This is a genomic window from Microbacterium sp. STN6 (genome assembly GCF_026410545.1).
In the GTDB taxonomy this organism is placed as follows: Bacteria; Actinomycetota; Actinomycetes; order Actinomycetales; family Microbacteriaceae; genus Root112D2.
On sequence record NZ_JAPMIT010000003.1, the window covers coordinates 13,703 to 36,140 of the forward strand.

A 22,438-nucleotide genomic window follows, 5' to 3' on the forward strand; every position below is an offset into this window, starting at 1 on the left:
GTCTACTGCTGGCGCAGGGTTCGACCGTTCGAGCAGGTGACCTGCGCCGATGTCTGGCCCGTTACCGAGTCGGGAAGCTCGACGGCACCCGCCGCGTCGGTTGTCGTTCCGGTGCCGGTGTCGGTCGTGGCCGGCGGCGTTGTCGAGCTGTCAGCAGAATCGGTCGCGCTCGGTGAGGGCGTCTCCACAATCGATCCGATCTTGCCGGGCGCCGTGCCACCGGTCAGCTTGACGGGCTGGTCATTGCCGATCGCCTCGAACAGAGCATTGGCCGCATATGTGATCGGCACCACTCCACCGTCCACGATCTTGGTCGGGTACTGAATGAACACGACCTTGTCGAGGTCGATGTCTTTCAGCGCCAGGGCGATCTGAACCATCGTGTTGACGTTGTTGAGACTCTCCGACAGCACCATGTTGTTCACGGCGGCTTTGGCCAGACCGTACAGCTTGGTCGGGTTCGTCAGCGTGTCCGAGCTCTTCGCCGTGCGCACGAGCGACGACATGAACACCTGCTGGTTGCTGATGCGGCCAAGGTCGCTGCCATCGCCCACGCCGTGCCGCGTGCGAAGGAACTGCAGCGCAGCGTTGCCCATGAGCTTGTGCATGCCAGGGTCGAGGAAGGTCCCGGTGTAGCGATCCTCGATCTTGTCGGCCACGCAAACCGGAACGCCGCCGACCGCGTTCGACATGGCGATGACGCCATCGAACGAGATCTCCGCCGCGAACGGGATGTCGAGGCCGGTCAGCTTCTCGATCGTCAGCACGGTGCACGGCAACCCGCCGTAGATGAGCGTCGAGTTGAGCTTCTGCGATGTCATCGACGAATACCGGCCCTTGCCGTCGGCCCTCGGGCATGACGGAATCGGCACGAACGTGTCGCGGGGAAAGCTGACGACCTCCACGTTGCTGTGGTCCTGCGAAATGTGCATGAGCATGGTCACGTCGTTGAGCCCCGCACCCGAGCTGCCGTCCAGCTGGTCCTTGGTCGAGAACTCGCCGCCCTGTCCCGTTCTCGTGTCGGTGCCGACGAGCAAGAGGTTGACGCCGCCGTCGATCGCTCCGATCTGTGGGACGGGCCCCTGCACCTTCTTGCCGTCGAGGTGCTCGAGCTGAACCGACGGCTTGCTGCTGCGCGCGACGTCCCACACGGCGACGCCGGCAACGGTGACCGAGCTCACGAGCACGACCGCGACGACGGATGCGAGCACCTTGGCGATGCTGGCAAGCGGGTGGGTCGTCTTCAGTCGCCCATGGCGCGCGATGCCTTCGCGCATCCTGCGGCGCCGACGCGAGCCGAGGTCACTCATGCACTGCCTTTCGTGGGTTGCGCCTTCGTGGACTGCGCGGAGGGCGTGGGATTCGAACCCACGAGACATTTCTGCCCACCAGTTTTCAAGACTGGCTCCATCGGCCGCTCGGACAGCCCTCCCCACGGGCTACCGCGAGCGCACGGCGGCACTCGCGCGAAAGCTCCGCGCGGCGCAATTCTAACCGACGATCAGGTTGACATCAGCGCACTCAGCCGCTGAACGGCTTAGAGCACGTGTACTCGCTCGCGGTCTGCCCGTGCACGTCGCTGGGCAGAGCGACACCAGACGACGAGTCGCCTGCGCCCGAGGCGCTGCCGGAGCCTGTGGCACCTGGCGTGCTCGATGAGCCCGCGGCATCCGTGCCCGCTGATGCGCCAGAACCCGATGTGCTGCCCGCTGGCGCGTTCGGGTCGACCACCGATCCGACGCCCGTGTTGCCCGTGAGGGTAATGGGCGTGTCGTTCTTCAGCGCCGTGAAGAGTTCGTCGGCGGCGTCGGTGGTCGGCGCGACCCCGTCGGCCACGTAGTGGTTCGGGTACTGCACGAACACGACCTTGTTCAGGTCGATGTTCTTCAGGGCGACCGCGATCGAGGCGATGGTAGGAATGTTGAGGGTGTCAGAGAGCGTCATATTGCTCACTGCCGCCTTCGCCAGCGCGTACACCTTGGTGGGGTTCGCGAGTGTGTCGGCGCTCTTGATGGTGCGCACGAGCGACGACAGGAACACCTGCTGGTTGCTGATGCGCCCCAGGTCGCTGCCGTCGCCGACGCCGTGCCTGGTGCGCAGGAACGCAAGCGCCTGGGACCCCTCGAGCACGTTGTTTCCCGCCTTCACGTTGAGGCCGGTGTAGGGGTCACGGATGTCGCCGGCCACGCACACGGGAACACCACCCACGGCGTTCGACATCTCGATGACCCCGTCGAACTGGATCATGGCGGCATAGGGAATGGTGAGCCCGGTGAGCTTCTCGACTGTCAGCACGGTGCACGGCAGCCCGCCGTAGGTGAGCGTCGTGTTGATCTTCTGGTAGCTCATGGCGCTGTATGAGCCACCCTTGGGCGACGGGCACGAGGGGATGGAGACGAACATGTCGCGGGGGAAGCTGACGACGGTGGCGCTCTTGTGGTCGGCCGAGACGTGCAGCAGCATCGTGACGTCGTTGAGGTTCTCGCCGCGCGAGCCGTACGCGGGGTTGCCGTCGCCGCTGTCGCTGCCGGCGAGCAGCACGTTGACGGCGCCGTCGACCGCGCCGATCGACGGGATCGGGTCGCCCTTCGCGTCGACCAGGTGCACCGATTTCTTCGCGCTGGAGACGACATCCCAGGCAGCGAAGGCCGCCACGCTCGTCGTACTGACCACCAGCACGGCGACGACAGCAGCGAGCGTCGTGAGAATGGTTCGCAACGGAGTCGAACGGCGCAGTCGGCCGTGCCGGGCCACCGAGTCGCGAAGGGTCGAACGACGGCCTCGGCGTGCGGCCTCATGTCGTCGCGATTCGCTCATGTGCTCTCTCCCCGCGCGTTCACACAACAACGCAGGCTTATCAGCGTGCCATTCGCCCCTGTCAGAGTTCTGCAGAGAAACTGGGAAACAGGCTTAAGAGATCGACTCGAGCAGGCGCGCCACGCCGTCATTGTCGACGGATGCGGTGACCTCACTCGCCGCGCGCTTCACCTCGTCGGGGGCGTGCCCCATGGCGACGCCACGACCGGCAGCGGCAGCCCACCGCAGCATGTCGATATCGTTGCGGCCGTCGCCGACGGCGACGACACGCGTGTTCGGGATCTCAAGCCAGCCGCGCACCCGCTCGAGGGCGGTGGCCTTGTTGACGCCGTCTGGCGCGATGTCGAGCCAGGCGGTCCAGCCGATGGAGTAGCTGACCTTGTGCAGGCCCATGCGTTCGACGATGTCGAGGAACTCCTCTTCGTCGTGCTGCGGCGAGACCACGACGACGCGCGTGGCCGGGTGCACGGCGAGCTGCTCGAACGGCACCTGCTCGGCGTGCGTGAGTTCCCAGTCGGTCATGCCCTCGGTATAGCGGCGGAAGCCGGTGGCGTCTTCGACCATGAAGCTGCCCGTCGGCAGGGCGGGGCGGATGGTTTCGAGCACCTCGGTGGGGTCGAACGTCTCGACGTGGTGGCGCCGGTAGCCGTCGGGTTCGTCGGCGTCGCGCTTCATGGTGAGCGCGCCGTTCGCGCACACCACGTACTCGGAGTCGAGGCCGATGCGCTGCATGATGGGGCCGGCCGACTCCCAGCTGCGCCCGGTGGCGAGCATGATCTCGTGGCCGGCCTCGCGTACACGCAGAACCTGCTCGACGACGACCTCGCTGATCGACTCGTCCTCGTGGATGAGAGTGCCGTCGACGTCGATCGCGATCAGCTGGCGCGGCGCCGCCACGTCAGGCCACCGGCTCGAGCCGCTCGAGCCCTCCGAGGTAGGGGCGAAGCGCCTCAGGAACGACGACGGAGCCGTCAGCCTGCTGGTGCGTCTCGAGAATGGCGACGAGCCAGCGCGTGGTGGCCAGCGTGCCGTTCAGGGTCGCGACGGGTGCGGTCTTTCCGCTCTCGGTGCGGTAGCGGGTCTCGAGTCGGCGCGCCTGGAACGTCGTGCAATTGGAGGTGGAGGTGAGCTCGCGATACGCGTCTTGCGTCGGCACCCACGCCTCGATGTCGAACTTGCGCGCCGCGCTCGAACCCAGGTCGCCCGCCGCGACGTCGATGACTCGGTACGCCAGCTCGAGCGAGCCGAGCATCTGCTCCTGCCAGCCGACCAGGCGCTCGTGCTCCGCCTCGGCCTCCTCGGGCAGCGTGTAGACGAACATCTCGAGCTTGTTGAACTGGTGCACGCGGATGATGCCGCGCGTGTCCTTGCCGCCCGAGCCCGCCTCGCGCCGGTAGCACGTGGACCAGCCGGCGTACCGCAGCGGCCCTGCCGAGAGATCGAGGATCTCGTCGGCGTGATAGCCGGCGAGCGCAACCTCGCTCGTGCCGGTGAGATAGAGGTCGTCGGCCGGCAGGTGGTAGATCTCGTCGGCGTGCGCCCCGAGGAACCCGGTGCCCTGCATGATTTCGGGCTTGACGAGCGTGGGCGTGATGAGTGGCGTGAATCCGGCCGCGAGCGCCGTGTCGAGCGCGTAGTTCATGAGCGCCAGCTCGAGCCTCGCGCCGACGCCCTTCAGAAAGTAGAAGCGCGCTCCCGAGACCTTCGCCCCGCGCGCCATGTCGATGGCGTCGAGGGCCTCGCCGATCTCGAGATGGTCGCGTGGCTCGAAGTCGAAGCTCGGCTTCTCGCCCACCGTGCGCAGCGTGACGAAGTTCTCCTCACCGCCGGCCGGCACGCCCTCGATCACGGGGTTGCCCAGTCGGCGGATCGCCTCGCCGAAGCGGCTCTCGGCCTCGGCGGCGGCCTGCTGCGCATCCTTCACCTGTGCGGCCAGCTGCTGCGCCTCGGCGACCAGCTGCTTCTTCTCGTCTTTCGGCGCCGTGGCCACGCGCTTACCGAACTGGTTCTGCTCGGCGCGCAGGGCTTCGAACGCGGTGATGGCCGCACGCCGCTGAACATCGGCGGCGAGCGCGTCGTCGACAAGAGCCACGGACTCGCCCCTGGCCTCCTGCGAGCGGCGGATCACGTCGGGGTCTTCGCGGAGCAGAACGGGATCGATCACCCTGCAAGTCTATGGGCGAGCCGGGGCCGCCGCCGGGTAGCGTGAGAGCGTGAGAGCGCAGCCCGACAGCAGCAACCGGCACGCGGCCGTCGTCTACAACCCCATCAAGGTCGACCTGGGCCGACTGCGCGACGCGATCGAGCGTGAGGCGATGCGCGCAGGCTGGTCTGCGTCGAGGTGGATCGAGACCACGACTGAGGATGCCGGGCAGCAGGCTGCCCGGAACGCCGTCGCCGGTGGCGCCTCCGTCATCATCGCCGCCGGCGGGGACGGCACCGTGCGCGCGGTCGCCGAGGGTCTGCGAGACTCGCGGGTGCCGCTCGCGGTGGTCCCCGTCGGCACGGGCAACCTGCTCGCGCGCAACCTCGACATGCCTCTGTCGAGCCTGGATGCCTCGGCCGCGATCGCGTTCGGCGACGCCGAGCGCTCGATCGACCTCGGCGTGCTGACCGCGATCGGCGGCAGCAGCGACAACGGCGGCAGCAGCGACAGCAGCGACAGCAGCGACGAGCGCCAGTACTGCTTCCTCGTCATGGCGGGCCTCGGCATCGACGCCGCGATGATGGCGAAGACGAGTTCCGCGCTGAAGGCGAAGGTCGGCTGGCTCGCGTACGTGGATGGTGGCGTGCGGTCGCTTCCCTCGCTCGAGAAGGTGCGCATCCGCTATTCGATCGGCGACGGCGAGCCGCGTACCGCGCACGTGAGCACCATTCTCGTCGCCAATTGCGGCAGGCTGCCCGGCAACATCGAACTGTTCCCCGACGCGCTCGTCGACGACGGCGAGCTCGACATCGCGATGCTGCAACCCAAGACGCTCTTCGGCTGGCTGCTGATCTGGCGGCGTGTGGTGTGGGAGAACCGGGTGCTGCGCCGCTCCGCCCTGGGGCGGAGCATCATCCGCTTCTCTGGGCCCGATAAGCGGCGCACGATCAGCTACCTGCGCGGGCCGAGTGTCGAGATCAGCGTGGGCGAGGCGCAACCGTTCGAGCTCGACGGCGACGCGGTGGGCGAGGCAACGACGCTGCGATTCACGGTGGATGCCGGAGCCCTCATCGTGAAGGTGCCTCAGCCGGCGGTCGCGTCGAGCGCGCCCTCCGTCGAGACGGCGAGCGCGGCGTCAGACGATGCGCGCACGACGAGCACCGGCTGACTCGAGCGGCGGTGCGTCGGCGGCAGGCCGTCGAGCACGTCGAGCAGACCGCGGGCGGCGAGCGCGCCGTAGGCGACAAGATCTCGCGCGGTCGCCGTCAGCGGCGGGCTCGCGAGCTGGCACTGAATCGAGTCGTCCCACGCGATGACGGCGATGTCGTGCGGCACGGCCAGGCCGGCTTCGCGCATCACCGTGACGCCGGCGAGCGCCATGACGTCGTTGTCGTAGATGACGGCGGTCGGCCGGTCTGCCAGCGCGAGTACCCGGCTCGTCGCGGAGGCACCACCGTCCGCGGTGTAATCGCAGGCGAGCGTTGTCACGCGCATCCCGAGCCTGGCCGCCTCGGCGGTGAATTCGGCGTCGCGCTCGCGCGTGTGCAGGAACGTCGGCGGGCCGGTGACGCGGGCGACCGATTGGTGCCCGTGGGCGGCGAGGTGCTCCATGACAAAGTGCATGGTCATGGTCGCCTCGGTCGACACGGTGGCAAGGTCAGCGGTGAAATCGTCAGGCGCGAGCAGCAGCGAGGGCAGGCCGAGCTCGCGCAGCACGGGCAGCCGGCCGTCGTCGTCGACGAGGTCGGCCACGATCACCCCGGCGATCTGCCCCGTCTCGCGCCACCGACGGTACGTGGCGATCTCCTCGTCGAAGTCGACGACGACCTGCAGCGTCAGCGAGAACCCGCGGTCGGCGAGCACCCTCTCGGCGCCGCGCATGAACTGGGTCCAGAACGGTTCGAGCGGCACCCGACGACGCGGCCTGTGCAGGCACAGCCCGACCGCGTGGGCGGCGGCCACACTACGCGGTGACGAGGTCATTGACCGAACATAACACTGGGAATGCGAGCAGCCGCTCGGGCTCGAGAGCGGCGTCGCTGGTGACGACGAACGTGTGCGTCTCGCCCGCCTGCAGCGTGATCAGCGCGCTGTCGACCCGGGCGCGCGGGTCGAGCCGGTCGGCCTGCAGCGTGAGGTCTTTCACGAGCGAGCGAGCGGTGACCCTCACCTCGTAGCCGGTCTCGGTACGACGAGCGGATGCCTGAAGCGCGTCCCGCAGCCCGGCGAGTTCGAGCTCGGGGTCCTCCACGAAGAACCACCACGCGGGGCCGCTGCCGTCGTCGGCGCTCGCCCGAAGGAGCTCGCGGCCGGCGTCGGCGGCGGTGGCGGCATCCGCCTCGATCACGATGTGGGCGATGCCGCGCGGCGGGGCGTCGAGCTGCACCGTCTGGGTGGCGAGCGAGCCGGTGCCGTCGACGGCCCGGCGCTCGATCGTGACGGTGGCGCGCCAGGGCGCATCCGCGTCGTTGTGGGCCACGAGCGCGAGGCCGGCATCCGCTGGCTGAATGGTGAGGAGCCGGTCGGCATAGACCCGGCGCAGGGCATGCCAGAGCGGTTTGCGGTGGCCGTGCGAGTCGACGGCGGCCCACGAGACGACGGGCCAGTCGTCGTTGAGCTGCCACACGATGGCTCCCTGGTTCAGCGGGTAGAGCGAGCGGAAGTGCTCGATGCCGAACGCGACCGCTCTCGCCTGGTTGAGCTGGGTCGCCCAGTGCCACTCGTCGAAGTCCCGGGGCTGGGGCAGGTGAGCGCCGAGGCCGCGCTCGAGCTTCAGGTTGCCGTCGGCCGCCTTCTGGTGCACGAGCAGCTGCGGGCCGTACGGTTCGAGCGGCTCGTCGTGCACAACCTCGGTGAGGGTCGAGTACGCGGGCGGGCCCTGGAAGCCGAACTCGGAGGCGAAGCGCGGCCGGTAGTCGCCGTACACGCTGTAGTCGCGCTCGTTCCAGACATCCCAGATGTGCATGGTGCCGAGGCGTTCGTCGTTCGGATGCGCGTAGCGCGTGAACGAGAAGGGGCTGCCCGGCGAATACGGCCGGGTGGGGTCGAGCTCGGCGACGAGCGAGGGCAGCAGGTCGACGTAGTAGCCCTCGCCCCACGTGCGGCCGGCGAGCTGCGGGCGCCAGCCCCACTCGAGGTAGCCCCAGATGTTCTCGTTGCAGCCGTTCCAGAGCGCCAGGCTCGGGTGCGCGCTGAGGCGGGTGATGGCCTCGCGCGCCTCAGCCTCGACCTCGGTGCGAAGCGGGTCTTCCTCGGCGTAGGCCGCACACGCGAACAGGAAATCCTGCCACACGAGCACGCCGGCCTCGTCGCACGCGTCGTAGAAGTCGTCGCTCTCGTAGATGCCGCCGCCCCACACGCGCAGCAGGTTCATGTTCGCGTCGACGGCGTCGGCAATCGCGCTGCGATAGCGCTCGCGGGTCATGCGCGTGAGGAACGCATCGTCGGGAATCCAGTTGGCCCCTCGCACGAAGACGCGTTTGCCGTTGACGACGAACGTGAACGCGCTGCCGTGCTCATCGGGCGCCGTGTCGATCTCGACCGTGCGGAAACCCACGCGCCCCCGCCACACGTCGTCGGCGACAGCGACCTCGACCGGGTAGAGCGGCTGGGCGCCGTGGCCGCGCGGCCACCACAACTCGACCGCGCCCGCCTCGACCCCCACGACGACGGATGCGTCGCCCGCGAGCACGCTCGCGGTCGCCGTCTGCCCCGCCACCGTGACGGTCACGCTCTGCCCGCCCGCGGCAGGGCCACCGGCGGGTCGCTGCCGAGTGTCGGGGGCCGCCGCGGAACCGGCGCCGGCGCGGCCGGTGCCGGCATCCGCCCATTCGAGGCCGACGTGCGCCGTCAGCGTGCCGCTGCCGCCCTCGACCGCGATGAGCGGGCGAACCGAGGCGATGCGCACGACGCTCCACGACTCGAGGCGCATCGACTTCCAGATGCCGCTTGACGAGACGTCGATGCCCCAGTCCCAGCCGAAGTTGCTCGCCATCTTGCGAATGGCGTTGAACGGGTGGTGCATGACGGTCGGCAGCGCACCGAGAACCTTCTCCTGCTCCCGCGCGAACTCGATGGGTGAGCGGAACTCGACCACGAGCTCGTTCTCGCCGTCGACGAGAAACCCGCCCACCTCGAAGCGGTAGGAGCGGTGCTGGTTCTGCGTGCGCGCCACCTCGCGACCATTGAGGCGGATGCTCGCCGCCGTGTCGAGGCCGTCTGCCACGAGATCGTGGCGGGCCTCGCCGTCGGCGTGCCAGGTGAAGGTGGTGCTGTACTGCCAGTCGCAGTAGCCGATCCACGCGGTGCGGCTCTCGTTGTCGCCGTCGAAGGGATCGGGGATCAGCCCGGCCGCCATCAGGTCGGTCTGCACCTCGCCCGGTACCGTCGCGGGCACGGACTCTGCCATCAGCGACGCCAGCTCGGCAGGCACCGGGCCGGCCGTCGCCCGCAGGCTCCAGGTCGTTCCGGCGTCGGAATCGAGGGACAGAACACTCACGCGTGCACTCTCTTTTCGGGGTTGGGGGCCGCTTCGGCCAGGAGCTTGGTGTATTCGTGCTGCGGGTTCAGGATCACGTCGTCTGCGGGGCCGTGCTCCACGATGCTGCCCTTGAACATCACGAGGATCTCATCGGAGAAGTGCCGGGCGGTTGCCAGGTCGTGGGTGATGTAGAGCACACCAAGATCCTCCTCCCGCTGCAGGGAAGCCAACAGGTTGAGCACCCCGAGGCGAATGGAGACGTCGAGCATCGAGACCGGCTCGTCAGCGACGAGGATGCTGGGCTCGGGCGCGAGCGCCCTGGCAATGGCCACGCGCTGGCGCTGCCCGCCGGAGAGCTCGTGCGGCCGGCGGTCGATGTACGACTCGGCGGGCGTCAGCTGCACGCGCTCGAGCAGGCCAAGCACGCTCTCACGCAGCTCCTGCCGGGTGCGCGCCTTCTTGTGCAGCAGCAGCGGGCGCGCCAGGTGGTGGCCGATCGAGTGGAATGGGTTGAGCGAGGCGAACGGATCCTGGAAGACCATCTGCACATGCCTACGGTAGGCGCGGAGGCCGGAGCCGTGCCGGCGGATGGGTTGGCCGTCGAGCAGGATCTCGCCCGAGGTGGGGCGCTCCATCTGCATCAGCAGCTTGGCGATCGTCGACTTGCCGCTGCCCGACTGGCCGACCAGGGCGATGGTCTTGCCCGAATCGAGGCGGAAGCTGACGTCGTTGACCGCCGTGAGCGTTGACCCGCGCCAGCCGCCGCGCAGCGTGTACTCCTTGACCACATTGCGGAATTCCAGGGTGCTCATGCCGCCCCTCCCATCGAGCCGGTGCGAATGAAGTCGCCGCGTTCCCCGGTGAGGCTGGGGAACGATGCGAGCAGCTGCTTGGTGTAGTCGTTCTTCGGGTTTGTGTAGAGCTCGACCGATTCATTCAGCTCGACGATCTCGCCGGCCCGCATCACCGCGATGCGGTCGCTGATCTCCAGCAGCAGCGGCAGGTCGTGGGTGATGAAGATGGCCGCGAAGCCGAGCTCCTCGCGCAGGCGGGTGATCTCGCGCAGGATCTCGCGCTGAACGACGACGTCGAGGGCGGTCGTCGGCTCGTCCATGATCATCACCTGCGGGTCGAGCGCCATCGCCATCGCGATCATCACCCGCTGGCGCATTCCCCCCGAGAGCTCGTGCGGAAACGCCCGCAGCCGGGAGCGATCGACGCCGACCCTCTCCAGCAGGTCGCCGCAGAGCCGGTGGCGCTCGGCCTTCTTCATCTCTGGCCGGTGGGCAGTGAAGATGTCTGCGAGCTGCGCCTCAACGTTGATGACCGGGTTCAGCGAGTTCATCGCTCCCTGGAACACCATCGAGATCTTGTCCCAGCGGAACGCCCGAAGGTCCTTGCCCTCCAGGGAGCCGAGGTCGATGGTGTACCCCTCGCGAGAGTGGAAGTGCGCGCTGCCGCTGGTGATCATGGCTGGCGGCTTCAGCAGGCGGTTCACGCCGTACGCGAGAGTGGTCTTGCCGCATCCGCTCTCCCCCGCCAGCCCGAGGATCTCGCCTCGGCCGAGCGTGAGGCTCACGTGCTTGACCGCATGCACGGTTGTTTCCGCGAGGTAGTCGACGCTGAAGTCGTCGATGGTCAGCACCGGGTCCGCTTCGTGTCGGGGGATCACCGCACGTCCTCCTGTTCGATGGCCTTGAGCTGGTCGCGCGTCAGGTTCCAGCGCTTGCGCGCCGAGCGGGTCTGGTCGCGAAGCTTCGGGTTGATGATCTCGTCGATGGCGAAGTTGATCAGCGAAAGCGCACAGCCGAACAGCGCGATCACGAGGCCCGGTGGAACGAACCACCACCACGCTCCCTGCGTGAGGGCGAGGTCGTTGTATGCATGGAACAGGATCGTGCCGAGCGTGAAGGTGCCGCTCGCGCCGAGACCGAGGAACGACAGCCCCGCCTCGCCGAGGATCGCGAAGATGACGGCGAACACGAATTGCGAGGCCATGACGGGGATGAGGTTGGGCAGGATCTCCACAACGAGGATGCGCCAGGTCTTCTCGCCCGAGACACGTGATGCGGATACGTAGTCTCGGTTGCGAACACTCAGCGTCACCGCCCGCAGGACACGTGCAGACCCTGCCCAGCTTGTGATCGCCAGTACGACGGCGATGAGGAAGAGCCCGCGCTGGCTCTCGGGCACGTAGTTGCCGATCACGATCACCAGCGGCAGGCCCGGGATGACGAGGAACACGTTGGTGAAGAGGGAGAAGCCCTCATCGATCGCCCCGCCGATGTACGCACCAAGCACCCCGAAGATCGCGGAGAGCACGGTGGCCATGATGCCGACCGCGAAGCCGATGATCAGGGAACCGCGGGTGCCGTACGCAAGCTGGGTCCAGACATCCTGCCCCGTCTGCGTGGTGCCGAGCCAGTGCTGACCGTTCGGAAACGCGAACATGTTGGTACTGATCGCGTTCGGGTCGCCCACCAGGAACGGCCCGACGATCGCCCACAGCACGATCAGCGCAGCGAGGGCGAGGCCGACCACGAGCTTCGGTGAGAGGCTCGGCAGAACCCCGTTGAGCCTGCGGCGGCTCGCCGGGCGCTCCTCGATGGGCGGCCGGGTCTCGGACGCCGGTTCGTCGAGTGAGACTGTTGTTGTCGTCACGTTGTCATCACTCCTCATGTCAGGAACGCGCTCGCGTTCGGGGGTCGATGATGCCGTACAGAACGTCGACCACCAGGTTGGCGGCCAGCACGGAGACCGAGATCACCAGGAATGTTCCCTGCATCAGCGAATAGTCGTTGTTGGTCACGGCCGTGAACAGCAGCTGGCCGATGCCGGGGTAGCTGAACACCTGCTCGGTGACGATGGATCCGGCGACCACGAACCCCAGCGAGATCGCAAAGCCCGAGAGTGACGGAAGCACGGCGTTGCGCGCTGCGTACGTCATGCGAACCCGTCGCGGGTTGAGCCCCTTCGCCTCGGCCGTGACGATGTAGTCCTCCGACAGCGTGGAGACCATCATGTTGCGCATACCGAGCATCCAGCCACCGATCGACGAGATCACGATGGTGAGCGCAGGCAGCGTGCCGTAGTAGAGGGCGCTGCCGATGAAACCCCACGAGAGTCCCGGCATCGTGGCCGCCACGTCGTAGCCGCCCGCGTACGGGAAGATCGAAACGACCCGGGTGAGCACCAGCACGAGGATGAGGGCGAGCCAGAAGTACGGCACCGCCTGGAACATGGTGGTCACGGGGATCAGGTTGTCGAGCCACGAGCCGCGCTTCCAGCCGGCGAACATGCCGAGGCCGACCCCGAGGATGAAGGAGATGACGGTAGCCAGCCCGACCAGCGCGATCGTCCACGGCAGCGCCTGGGCGATGACCGAGGTGACCTTCTCGGGGTAATCGACCAGCGAGACACCGAGGTTGCCGTGCAACAGGTTGACGATGTACTCGCCGTACTGGGCGAAGACGTTGCCGCCGCCCCCGCCGCCCAGTTCGACCTCAAGGGCGTGACGCGTGCCGGACGTGACCGGCTGCCCCGCCGCGCCCATCTTCGAGATGATGACGTCGACGGGATTGCCCGGCATCAGCCGGGGGATGACGAAATTCAGCGTCACGGCCGCCCAGAGGGCGACGACGTAGAACGCGATCTTCTGCAGGTAGAACCGCATCTTTCCTCTGCTCTTCCGTGAGCGGGTGGCCGGGCGGTTTGTGCTGCCGCCCGACCACCGCGTCTCTCGCGGGCTACTTGACCGGTCGAGCCGACTTCAGCACGATTCCGACACCCCAGTTGCCACCCCACGGGAGCGGGAAGGCGTACTGGTTGTCCTGGCTAGGCCATCCGGTTGCACGCGAGTTGTTGTACTCGGCGAGCGCCTGGTTGACATAGATCGGAATGTAGGGCATCTGCTTGACGATCGTGTCCTGGATCGTCTTGTATGCAGCCTGCTGCGCCGATTCGTCATTCGTCGTTGCCAGCGTGTTGATCGCGGCGTCGACAGCCGGGTCGGAGAACCGGGAAACGTTGGTGGTGGCGGAGCCACCGACCTTCGCGGTCGCCGAGGAGGCGAGGTAGCTGCTGTACTGGAAGTACGGGTTCGAAGAGACGCCCATGTTGATCGAGTTCAGCGAGAGCTGGTACTTGCCGGAGATCTCGGCCTGAGTCCACGAGTTCTGGGCCGTCTGGTTGACCGAGAGGTTGATTCCGGCCTCCTTGAACTGGCCCTTCAGCAGCGTGCACACCGTGTCATAGTCGGTCCAGCCCGAAACCACGTTGATGCTCAGGTCGAGTTCCTTGCCATCCTTGGTGAAGTAGCCGTTCGAGCCCAGACTCCAGCCGGCGTCCTTGAGGATGCTCTTTGCCTTGTCAGCGTCGGCCTTCTGCGGCACGGTCATGTAGTCAGGGCTGGTGATCTGGCTCTTGTTCACCGTGTTGAGGATCAGCGTCGGGGAGGCGGACAGGCCGAATCCCTTCAGCGCCTGGGTGTTCAGCTGTGTGCGGTCCATCGCGTAGTACATCGCCTGGCGCACGGCAGGATCCGTCTGCGGCCCCTCGCAGCCCATCGAGGCGTTCGCGCACGTGAAGATCGCGGTGGTCGCCTGCGGTGAGTTGGAGTAAGAGAGGTTCTTGTGCTTGGCGACGATGTCCTTCAGCGTGGGCAGGAAGCCGCCCATGTAGTCGACCTGACCAGACTCGAGAGCCGAGGTCGCGGCATCCGCGTTCGCCAGGGAGATGTAGCGAACCTGGTCGACCTTGGGGGCGGTGTCGCCCGTGCCCCAGTAGTACGGGTTCTTCTCGAGCACATAGCTCTGCGGCGTGTAGCTCTTGAGCATGTACGGGCCGGTGCCGACGGGCTTCGTGTTGGTCGTCTTGGTCGGGTCGGAGATGTTCTTCCAGATGCTCTGCGGCACGATCGGCTCGTTGCCGAGCACCTGAGGCTCAAGGGTGAACGAGGTGGAGGGGAAGTCGATGACGACGGTCTTGTCGTCGACCTTCTTCGCGGTCCACTTGATCCCTGACGTGTTCAGGCCAGGGTTGTTCGAGACGAGGTTGAGGCTGTAGACGACATCGTCGGCGCTCTCGGGCTTGCCGTTCGACCACTTGACGCCCTGACGAATGCCCACCGTGAGCTCGGTGCCGTCGTCGTTCCATTTGAAGCTGGTGCCGAGCAGCGGAACGGGCTTCTCCGCGCGGGCCTTGTTGTAGTAGAAGAGCGGCTCATAGAGCACGCCGTTGGTGGGAGACAGGTAGCTGCCGGTGTTGTTGAGCGGATTGAAGTTCTCGGTGAAGTTGCCGACTCGACCGTCGAACACCGTCACCGACGTTGTGCCCTTGCTGTTGTTCTTGCCGCTGGAGCCGGCCGAACACCCTGAGAGGGTGAGCGCGCCGGCTGCCACGACCGCGACAGCTCCGATGAGGAGTTTCCGCCTTGATCTGAGAGACATCTTTGACCCTTCGTCATCATGCATGCAGGAATACAAACGGCCCACCTCGTCGACCTGGTCTGGAGATGTGCTGAATCTTTCTTAGACGACTTTATTATCTCGGTCAAGTTAGTTATCGAATGTTTACCATTGATGGCGCACGGGAAGCTGCGCGAAGGCGGGCCGGCCGCACCTCGGTCGAGCGGGCGCAGGTGGGCTGGCCATGCACCTCAATCGAGCGCGCGCAGGTGGGCAAGCGCCGCGTGCTCCGCGCGCAGCGGCGGCACAGGCAAGCCGGCTTCGGCCAACGTCCGCCCCGTGAGCACGATGCCCTCACCGCTGCACCACGCGGGAGCTGCGCCGTCGAGAGCGAGCGGCGTGCTCCCGCCCACCACGCGCACGCGATAGCGGCGCTGAGCGTCGAGCCCAGGGATGCGCGCGAGCCCGGGCGGCCAGCTGCCCGGCCGCGCAAGCATGGCGAAGGAGAAGAGGGCTTCGTCGCGCTCGGGGGCCACGATGCCGCTGACGAAGAGTTCGTCGCCTGGCTCGTCGACGCGCACGACCGTGCCCGTATGCAGCAGCGGGCGGAGGCGTTTGTATAGCGCAATCCACTCGGCCAGTTCGCGACGCTCCTCGTCGGTGGCCGAGGCGATGTCCCACTCGATTCCCAGGTGGCCGAAGAGGGCGGTCGCCGCCCTGAACGAGAGGTCGTGCGTGCGTCCCGTCGTGTGCGAGGTCGGCGCACCGATGTGGCTGCCGACGAGCTCCGGCGGCAGCAGCTGTGCACTCCAGCGCAGAATCTGCTGCCGTTCGAGCGGGTCGATGCAGTCGCTCGCCCAGACGCGGTCGGTGCGCTGCAGCACGCCCAGATCCACCCGAGCCCCACCCGACGAGCACGACTCGATCTCCAGAGATGGTTGAGCGGCGCGCAGCGCATCCATCAGCCGATAGACCGCGAGCGTCTGCTCATGCACGGCCGCACGGCCGGTGAGCGCAGAGCCGGCTTCGAGCAGGTCCCGGTTGTGGTCCCATTTGATGAAGTCGATGGCATATTCGTTGACGAGCGACGAGATGGCGTCGAAGATGTGCTGCCACGCCTCGTCGATGCCGAGGTTCAGCACCTGCTGATGGCGAGCCTCGAACGGCAGCCGACCCTCGGGCTGCATGATCCATTCCGGATGCTCGCGGGCAAGCGTCGAGCGCGGGCTCACCATCTCGGGCTCGAACCACAGCCCGAACTGCATGCCGTGCTCGCGAACCCGCCGGACCAGGGGATGCAGGCCCTGCGGCCAGACGGTCGTATCAACCACCCAGTCGCCAAGCCCGGCGGTGTCGTCCCGGCGGCCAAGGAACCAGCCGTCATCGAGCACGAAACGCTCGACACCGACCTCGGCGGCGCGATCCGCCAGCGCCAGCAGGGTGGGCAGGTCGTGGTCGAAGTAGACCGCCTCCCAGGTGTTCAGCACCACCGGCCGAGGGCTGCGCGGATGCCGCTCCCGCGCCCGCAGTTCGGCATGGAAGCGAGCCGCCTGACCGTCGAGCCCCGCGCCATAGGCGAAGGAGATCTCCGGGGTCGCGTAGCGCTCGCCCTGGCTGAGTGAGACCTCGCCTGGCAGCAGGAGTTCGCCGCCGGAAAGCAGGGTGATCCCCTCGGAAACTCGCTCGAGCGCATGCACGTGATTGCCGCTGAAGCCCACGTGGGCGCCCCACACCTCGCCGGTGCGGAACCCGAAGCCGGCGGTACCGGCGGTCAGCACCGTGGCGGCGTCGGCCCCGGTGCGGCCGCGGCGGCTCTCGCGCAGGTGCGTGCCCACCGTGATCGCGCGGCGCTGCGGCACGCGTTCCTTCGACCACCGGCCGGCCAGGTCGAGCAGCTCGCTGGCCGCGCCGGGTACGGGCAAGGCAACGCAGAGCCGCGACAGGTCGTAGGCGTCTTCGCGCGTGTTCGTCAGCTCCGCCGAGGCGGCCACGAGGCCCGAGGTGCCCAGGCGCATCCGAATGGAAAGCGCGAGTCCCGCAACCGGGTCGACGGCCTCCGCGGCAACCGCTCGCGCCACGGGGTCTATGCGGTAGCGCGTATCGCCGAGGCGCGGGGACCAGGCCGCGCCGCCACGGCGGTGCCCCTCCAGCCCGGGCCGGCCCGACCATCCGCGCCCGTTCTCGGGAACGACGCCCACCTCGACCGGAACATCCAGGCCCACCTGCAGGCCCGGGCCCGCGTTCGCTGCAAGCGCCACGAGGTCTTCGTCGCTCAGCTCTCCGAGGTCGCCGCCCCAATGCAGCACGACGGGAAGACCGTCTGGTGGCAGCCGGAGCGCGAGGCTCACGCCCGCGGCACGAAAATGAACAAGCTCCACGTTTTCGGATCGCACCGGCCCAGCGTAGTGCGGCTTTATAAAGCGGCCCAAGTTAGTCTTGCCGTATGGCCACGCCGACAAGACGCCCCTCCTCGCGCGGGCGCGTGCTCGATCTCATCCGGTCTGCCGGCCCCATCAGCCGTGTCGAGGTCGCCGAGACAACCGGGCTCACGCAAGCGACCATCTCGACCGTGGTGCGCGAACTCCTCGACGACGGCCTGGTCGTCGAAGCGGGGCGGGCCGAGTCGACGGGCGGCAAACCACGCGTGCGGCTCGAGATCAACCCCGCATCGCGCCTCGGGATCGGTGTGAACCTGAGCCTGGAGAGCATCACCTACGTCGTCGCGAACCTCGCTGGCACCATCGTGGGTCGCCAGCGGGTGGCCGGCGCGGGCTCCGACGGGCCGATCAGTGTGGTGCCACGGATGGCCGCTGACATCGCTTCGCTCATCGAGCGGCTGGGTCTGGACCGCGACGCGATCGTCGGGATCGGCCTTGCCGCCCCCGGCCCGATCGACCGCGAACGCGGAACGATTACGATGGCGCCAGCCCTGCCGGACTGGAACGGCTTCCCGGTACGCTCGGCGCTGTCGACGGCCACCGGATACCCCTGCACGCTGGACAACGATGCCGACGCCGCCGCCCTCGGCGAGTACTGGCTCGGCGCGACGGAGGGCCACTCGGTGTACGCCTCCATCTACATGGGAACGGGCATCGGCTCGGGCATCGTGATCGACGGCACCATCTACCGCGGGGCGAGTTCGAACGTCGGCGAGCTCGGTCACCTGACCGTCGACGCGACCGGCCCGGTGTGCACCTGCGGCAATCGCGGATGCCTCGAGCTCTACGCGACGCCGGCGCGTGTCGTCGAGGCCGCCGTGCTGCGCGCCGCCGAGGGCGAACTCTCCCTCAGTCTGACCGGCGATGTGGCCACCGATTTCGCGACGATCGCGACCGCGGCCGCTCACGGCGACGCCGTCGCCACGGAACTCATCGAGTCGTCCGCCCAGTACCTCGCGGCGGCCGTCGTCTCGCTGGCCAACCTCTTCGACGTCGAGCTCATCGTGCTGGCCGGCAGCGCGTTCGCGGCGGCGGGCGCGGTCTACGTGCGCTACCTGAGCGACGCGCTACGCACACGCGCGCTCGCGCGGCTCACGCATCCGGTCGAGGTGCGCGCCTCGGTCAACGGGTACGACGCGGCGGCGATCGGCGCAGCCACCCTCGTGATGCAGGACAGGCTTTCGCCCCGCAGCCTTCGGGCCGTCACCATGACCTCCGCCTGATCGGGCGGTAGGGAGGTCGGGAGGTCAGCAGGTCAGGAGGTCAGCGGGCCAGCGGGCCAGCGGATGCTGCGCAGGCCCCCTGCTGCCGACGGGTTCGTCAGCCGGCATCCGCTCGGATCTCGGCGAGCCACCGGCGCGCGTCGGTGAAGACCTCGTCGCGGTAGCGCTGGTCGAACTGCACCGCCTGATGATCGGCGCGCGGATACGACCCGAGGAAGATCACGTTGGGGCTGAACCGCCGCAGGCCGAGCAGCGCGTCAGCCACCCGCTCGTCGTGGATGTGGCCGTCGAGGTCGATGACGAACCGGTAGCGGCCGAGCGCATCGCCGATGGGGCGCGACTCGATGAGGCTCATGTTGACCCCGCGCGTCGAGAACTGCTCGAGCAGGCCGAGCAGCGTGCCTGGCGCGTCCTCCGGCAGCTCGACGATGATGCTCGTCTTGTCCGCGCCGGTGCGCGGCGGCAGCGCCTGCGGGCGCCCCACGAGAACGAAGCGGGTCATCGCGTTGGCGTTGTCGCCGATGCCGGTGGCGAGCACCACGACGTCGTGATGGTTCACGATGCTGGGGGGCGCGATCGCGGCATCCGCTCTGCCACCCGGCGCCGACTCGTCGCTCAACGCGGCGGCGGCGGCCACGTTGCTCGTCGCCGGAATGTGCTCGTGCCCCGGCAGGTTCGCGTCGAGCCAGCGGTGGCACTGAGCATAGGCGACCGGATGCGCGTTCACGGCCCGCACGTCGGCAAGACTCGTGCCTGCCCTCGCCACGAGCACGAAGCTCACCGGTACCAGGTACTCGCCGATGATGCGCAGGTCGGGGATGGTCGCCAGCGCGTCCTGCGCCACGGAGACCCCGCCCTCGATCGAGTTCTCGATGGCGACCATGGCGGCGACGCTGCGGCCCTCGATCACGTCGGCGAGCGCCTCGCCCACGTTGTTGACCGGGCGCCATCTCTTGCCCGCCGCCTCGGGCACCTGGGCGAGCGCGGCCTCGGTGAACGTGCCGGAGGGGCCGAGGAAGCTGTATGTGGCGGCGGCATCCGGGCTGAGATCCATGCCCCCGAGCTTAAGGCACCGCCGCCGCACCCAGCTCGCGTGCAACTGTTCAGGAGGAATCGAGTGAAACGCCGGCCGGGGGCGCGCGCTGACGGCATGTCGCGCGATTCCTCCTGCTGAAGCGCGCGCCCCTCCGCGACCGCGACGCCCGTTCCCCACCGCCCGCGCCCCACCCCCTTCCCCGGGCCCGCCGCGGTGCCAGACTGGGCAGCATGAACGATCGCGCAGGCACCCCAGCACAGCCCTCCGACCTGGTCGACGTCGAGGCCCTCGTACGCGCCTACTACGAGCTGAAGCCCGACGTCACCATCGCCGAGCAGCGGGTGGTGTTCGGCACCTCCGGCCACCGCGGCAGCTCGCTGAACACGGCGTTCAACGAGCACCACATCGCCGCCACCACGCAGGCCATCGTCGAGTATCGCGCCTCGCAGGGCGTCGACGGCCCGCTCTTCCTTGGCGCGGACACGCACGCACTCAGCGAGCCCGCCCTCACCTCGGCCCTCGAGGCGCTCGCCGGCAACGAGGTGCACGTGCTCGTCGACGAGTTCGGCGACTACGTGCCGACGCCCGCGCTCTCGCACGCGATCCTGACATACAACAACCGAGCGGATGCCGCCGGCTCGCACCGCAAGCGTGCCGACGGCATCGTGGTCACCCCCAGCCACAACCCGCCCGCAGACGGCGGCTTCAAGTACAACCCCCCGCACGGCGGCCCGGCCGACAGCGACGCGACGAGCTGGATTGCGAAGCGGGCGAACGAGATCATCGCCGACGGAATGCGCGACGTCATGCGCTCCGAGCCGAGCGCCGTCGACACGTACGACTTCCGGGGCCACTACGTCGACGACCTGGCCAGCATCATCGATATCGAGGCGATCAAAAAGTCGGGCATCCGTATCGGTGCAGACCCCCTCGGCGGCGCGAGCGTGCACTACTGGGAGGCGATCCGCGACCGTTACGGCCTGAACCTCGAGGTCGTGAACCCGACGGTCGATCCGCAGTGGGGCTTCATGACACTCGATTGGGACGGCAAGATCCGCATGGATCCCTCAAGCCCGTCGGCCATGGCCTCTGTGCTCGCGCGCAAGGACGACTTCGACATTCTCACCGGCAACGACGCCGACGCCGACCGGCACGGCATCGTCACGCCAGACGGCGGCCTCATGAACCCCAACCACTTCCTCGCGGTCGCGATCGACTACCTCTACCGGCGCCGCACGGGCTGGCGCGACGACGCTGCGGTGGGCAAGACCCTCGTGTCGTCGTCGATCATCGATCGGGTGGCCGCCGCGCTCGGTCGCCGGCTCTGGGAGGTGCCGGTCGGCTTCAAGTGGTTCGTACCCGGCCTCATCGACGGCTCGGTCGGCTTCGGCGGCGAGGAGAGCGCGGGCGCGAGCTTCCTGCGCATGGACGGCACCGTGTGGACCACCGACAAAGACGGCATTCTGCTCGCCCTGCTCGCGAGCGAGATCAGGGCGGTCACGGGGAAGAGCCCGAGCGTGCTGTATCGCGAGCTGACCGAGAAGTTCGGCGACCCGGTCTATCAGAGAACGGATGCCGCGGCCTCCCCCGAACAGAAGGCGCGTCTCGGCAAGCTCGACGGCGATGCGATCGGGGCGAGCGAGCTGGCAGGCGAACCGATCACGGCGGCGCTCAGCCGGGCGCCCGGCAACGACGCGGCGGTCGGCGGCGTGAAGGTCGTGACCGAGAACGCGTGGTTCGCGGCGCGGCCGAGCGGCACCGAGAACGTGTACAAGATCTACGCGGAGTCGTTCAAGGGCGCCGAGCACCTGCGCGAGGTGCAGGCGCAGGCGCGCGAGATCGTCGACGCCGCCCTCGGCTCGCACGCGGGTTGAGGAGCCCGCGCAAGCGGGCGTCTCGAAACCCAACCCACGCGGGTTGAGGAGCCCGCGCAAGCGGGCGTCTCGAAACCCAACACCCGTACGTGCAACCGGGGTTTCGAGACGCGCCTTCGGCGCTCCTCAACCCGCAGAGGCGCAACCTCGGTTTCGAGACGCGCCTGCGGCGCTCCTCAACCCGCAGAGGCGCAACCTCGGTTTCGAGACGCGCCTGCGGCGCTCCTCAACCGGCGTTCGCATAGTCGCCTCCGGTCACCCCGAAGAACTCCTCGAGCGTCTGCGTGCCGGTTGCGTGCATCTCGGCCGCCAACTGCGTGCCGACGTACCGGTAGTGCCACGGCTCGTACGTGTACCCGGTGATCTGCTCCTTGCCCTCGGGGTAGCGCAGCACGAACCCGTACCGATACGCGTTGGCGGCGAGCCACGTGCCCTGCGGCGTTCCCGCGAAGCAGGCCTGCAGGGTGCACGACGCCGGGTAGGCGCTGAGGTCGACCGCGAGTCCCGTCTGGTGCTCGCTGAACCCGGGACGGGCCGAGCTCGTGTCCGCGGCGGCGCGCCCGGACGACGCCACGATCGCGTTGTACACGCTCACCTGCGTGGCGTACGAGCGGTATCCGCTCTGCAGTTGGAACTGCAGGCCGCTCTGCGCCGCCGCCGCCAGCATCTGCGCGAGTGCCGGCGCGATCACCTGCCGCACCGGCTGACCGTTCACGTTGCGCATGTCGGGCCGCACCAGGTCGGTGGGCGCGTAGTCGGCGGGTTGCAGCGGGTGCTTCTTGTTCGCGATGACCCAGATGCTCGTGGGGTCGCTCGTCGAGTGGGCGTCGCGGCGGAACGCGGGCGTCGTCGGGGTCGGCGTCGCAGAGTCGGGCGCCGCGGGGGCCGTGCTCTGCACGGCGGCCGAGGAGTGTGCGGCGGGCGACGGCGGCGTCGCCGCGCATCCGCTCAGGAGAAGCGTGGCTGCGAGCGGCGCGACAACGGCGAGACGACGATTCACGACCACAAGACTATGAGGC

At 68.2% G+C, this 22,438-nt stretch carries 17 protein-coding genes and 1 tRNA gene; 3 read left to right on the plus strand and 15 right to left on the minus strand.

Features of this window, described 5'->3' with window-relative positions; all coding sequences use genetic code 11:
- Positions 1–2: 2 nt before the first annotated feature.
- The 5 genes from OSC27_RS09340 to serS form a co-directional block, all read right to left on the minus strand.
- Positions 3–1,310 carry an LCP family protein gene (locus OSC27_RS09340; protein ID WP_267181194.1) on the minus strand — a complete coding sequence of 436 codons (1,308 nt, stop codon included), beginning with the start codon at positions 1,308–1,310 and terminating at the stop codon, positions 3–5.
- 37 nt (positions 1,311–1,347) lie between these two features.
- Positions 1,348–1,432 (minus strand) — tRNA-Ser (locus OSC27_RS09345).
- An 89-nt stretch (positions 1,433–1,521) separates the two neighbouring features.
- A complete protein-coding gene (locus OSC27_RS09350; protein WP_267181195.1) occupies positions 1,522–2,817 on the minus strand; it encodes an LCP family protein in 1,296 nt (431 codons plus the stop codon).
- 93 nt (positions 2,818–2,910) lie between these two features.
- Positions 2,911–3,714: an HAD family hydrolase gene (locus OSC27_RS09355; RefSeq protein ID WP_267181196.1), complete on the minus strand. Its 804-nt coding sequence runs from the start codon at positions 3,712–3,714 to the stop codon at positions 2,911–2,913.
- 1 nt (position 3,715) lies between these two features.
- Complete coding sequence (gene serS, locus OSC27_RS09360; protein ID WP_267181197.1) at positions 3,716–4,981, minus strand: serine--tRNA ligase; 1,266 nt, start codon at positions 4,979–4,981, stop codon at positions 3,716–3,718.
- Positions 4,982–5,030: 49 nt separating this feature from the next.
- Between serS and OSC27_RS09365 the strand changes: the two genes are divergently transcribed.
- On the plus strand, positions 5,031–6,131 hold the full coding sequence (locus tag OSC27_RS09365) for a diacylglycerol/lipid kinase family protein (protein WP_267181198.1): 1,101 nt from the start codon (positions 5,031–5,033) through the stop codon (positions 6,129–6,131).
- Here OSC27_RS09365 and OSC27_RS09370 read toward each other — a convergent pair.
- From OSC27_RS09370 to OSC27_RS09405, 8 genes are all read right to left on the minus strand, one after another.
- A complete protein-coding gene (locus OSC27_RS09370; protein ID WP_267181199.1) occupies positions 6,047–6,946 on the minus strand; it encodes a LacI family DNA-binding transcriptional regulator in 900 nt (299 codons plus the stop codon). The two genes, OSC27_RS09365 and OSC27_RS09370, sit on opposite strands and share 85 nt — an antisense overlap.
- The gene (locus OSC27_RS09375; protein ID WP_267181200.1) at positions 6,927–9,461 is read right to left on the minus strand and encodes a glycoside hydrolase family 2 protein; all 2,535 of its coding nucleotides are present in this window, start codon (positions 9,459–9,461) and stop codon (positions 6,927–6,929) included. Before OSC27_RS09375 ends, OSC27_RS09370 begins: the two co-directional genes overlap by 20 nt.
- Entirely contained in the window at positions 9,458–10,255 is a 798-nt protein-coding gene (locus OSC27_RS09380; protein ID WP_267181201.1) for an ABC transporter ATP-binding protein, read from the minus strand. The genes OSC27_RS09375 and OSC27_RS09380 overlap by 4 nt, the downstream gene beginning before the upstream one ends.
- The gene (locus tag OSC27_RS09385) at positions 10,252–11,115 is read right to left on the minus strand and encodes an ABC transporter ATP-binding protein (RefSeq protein WP_267181202.1); all 864 of its coding nucleotides are present in this window, start codon (positions 11,113–11,115) and stop codon (positions 10,252–10,254) included. The genes OSC27_RS09380 and OSC27_RS09385 overlap by 4 nt, the downstream gene beginning before the upstream one ends.
- The gene (locus OSC27_RS09390; protein WP_267181203.1) at positions 11,112–12,104 is read right to left on the minus strand and encodes an ABC transporter permease; all 993 of its coding nucleotides are present in this window, start codon (positions 12,102–12,104) and stop codon (positions 11,112–11,114) included. The genes OSC27_RS09385 and OSC27_RS09390 overlap by 4 nt, the downstream gene beginning before the upstream one ends.
- A gap of 19 nt (positions 12,105–12,123) precedes the next feature.
- Entirely contained in the window at positions 12,124–13,116 is a 993-nt protein-coding gene (locus tag OSC27_RS09395; protein ID WP_267181204.1) for an ABC transporter permease, read from the minus strand.
- A 73-nt stretch (positions 13,117–13,189) separates the two neighbouring features.
- Positions 13,190–14,890, minus strand: coding sequence for an ABC transporter substrate-binding protein (locus OSC27_RS09400; RefSeq protein WP_267181205.1), 1,701 nt, complete (start codon positions 14,888–14,890; stop codon positions 13,190–13,192).
- Positions 14,891–15,099: 209 nt separating this feature from the next.
- Positions 15,100–17,241 carry an alpha-galactosidase gene (locus OSC27_RS09405; protein WP_267181206.1) on the minus strand — a complete coding sequence of 714 codons (2,142 nt, stop codon included), beginning with the start codon at positions 17,239–17,241 and terminating at the stop codon, positions 15,100–15,102.
- Positions 17,242–17,291: 50 nt separating this feature from the next.
- Between OSC27_RS09405 and OSC27_RS09410 the strand changes: the two genes are divergently transcribed.
- On the plus strand, positions 17,292–18,509 hold the full coding sequence (locus OSC27_RS09410) for an ROK family transcriptional regulator (RefSeq protein ID WP_267181207.1): 1,218 nt from the start codon (positions 17,292–17,294) through the stop codon (positions 18,507–18,509).
- Between the two features lie 97 nt (positions 18,510–18,606).
- Here OSC27_RS09410 and pheA read toward each other — a convergent pair whose 3' ends face one another.
- Entirely contained in the window at positions 18,607–19,563 is a 957-nt protein-coding gene (pheA, locus tag OSC27_RS09415; protein WP_267181208.1) for a prephenate dehydratase, read from the minus strand.
- A 212-nt stretch (positions 19,564–19,775) separates the two neighbouring features.
- Between pheA and pgm the strand changes: the two genes are divergently transcribed.
- Positions 19,776–21,419, plus strand: a complete 1,644-nt coding sequence (gene pgm, locus OSC27_RS09420; RefSeq protein WP_267181209.1) for a phosphoglucomutase (alpha-D-glucose-1,6-bisphosphate-dependent) — start codon at positions 19,776–19,778, stop codon at positions 21,417–21,419.
- A 226-nt stretch (positions 21,420–21,645) separates the two neighbouring features.
- Here pgm and OSC27_RS09425 read toward each other — a convergent pair whose 3' ends face one another.
- A complete protein-coding gene (locus OSC27_RS09425; protein ID WP_267181210.1) occupies positions 21,646–22,419 on the minus strand; it encodes a M15 family metallopeptidase in 774 nt (257 codons plus the stop codon).
- Positions 22,420–22,438 lie beyond the last annotated feature (19 nt).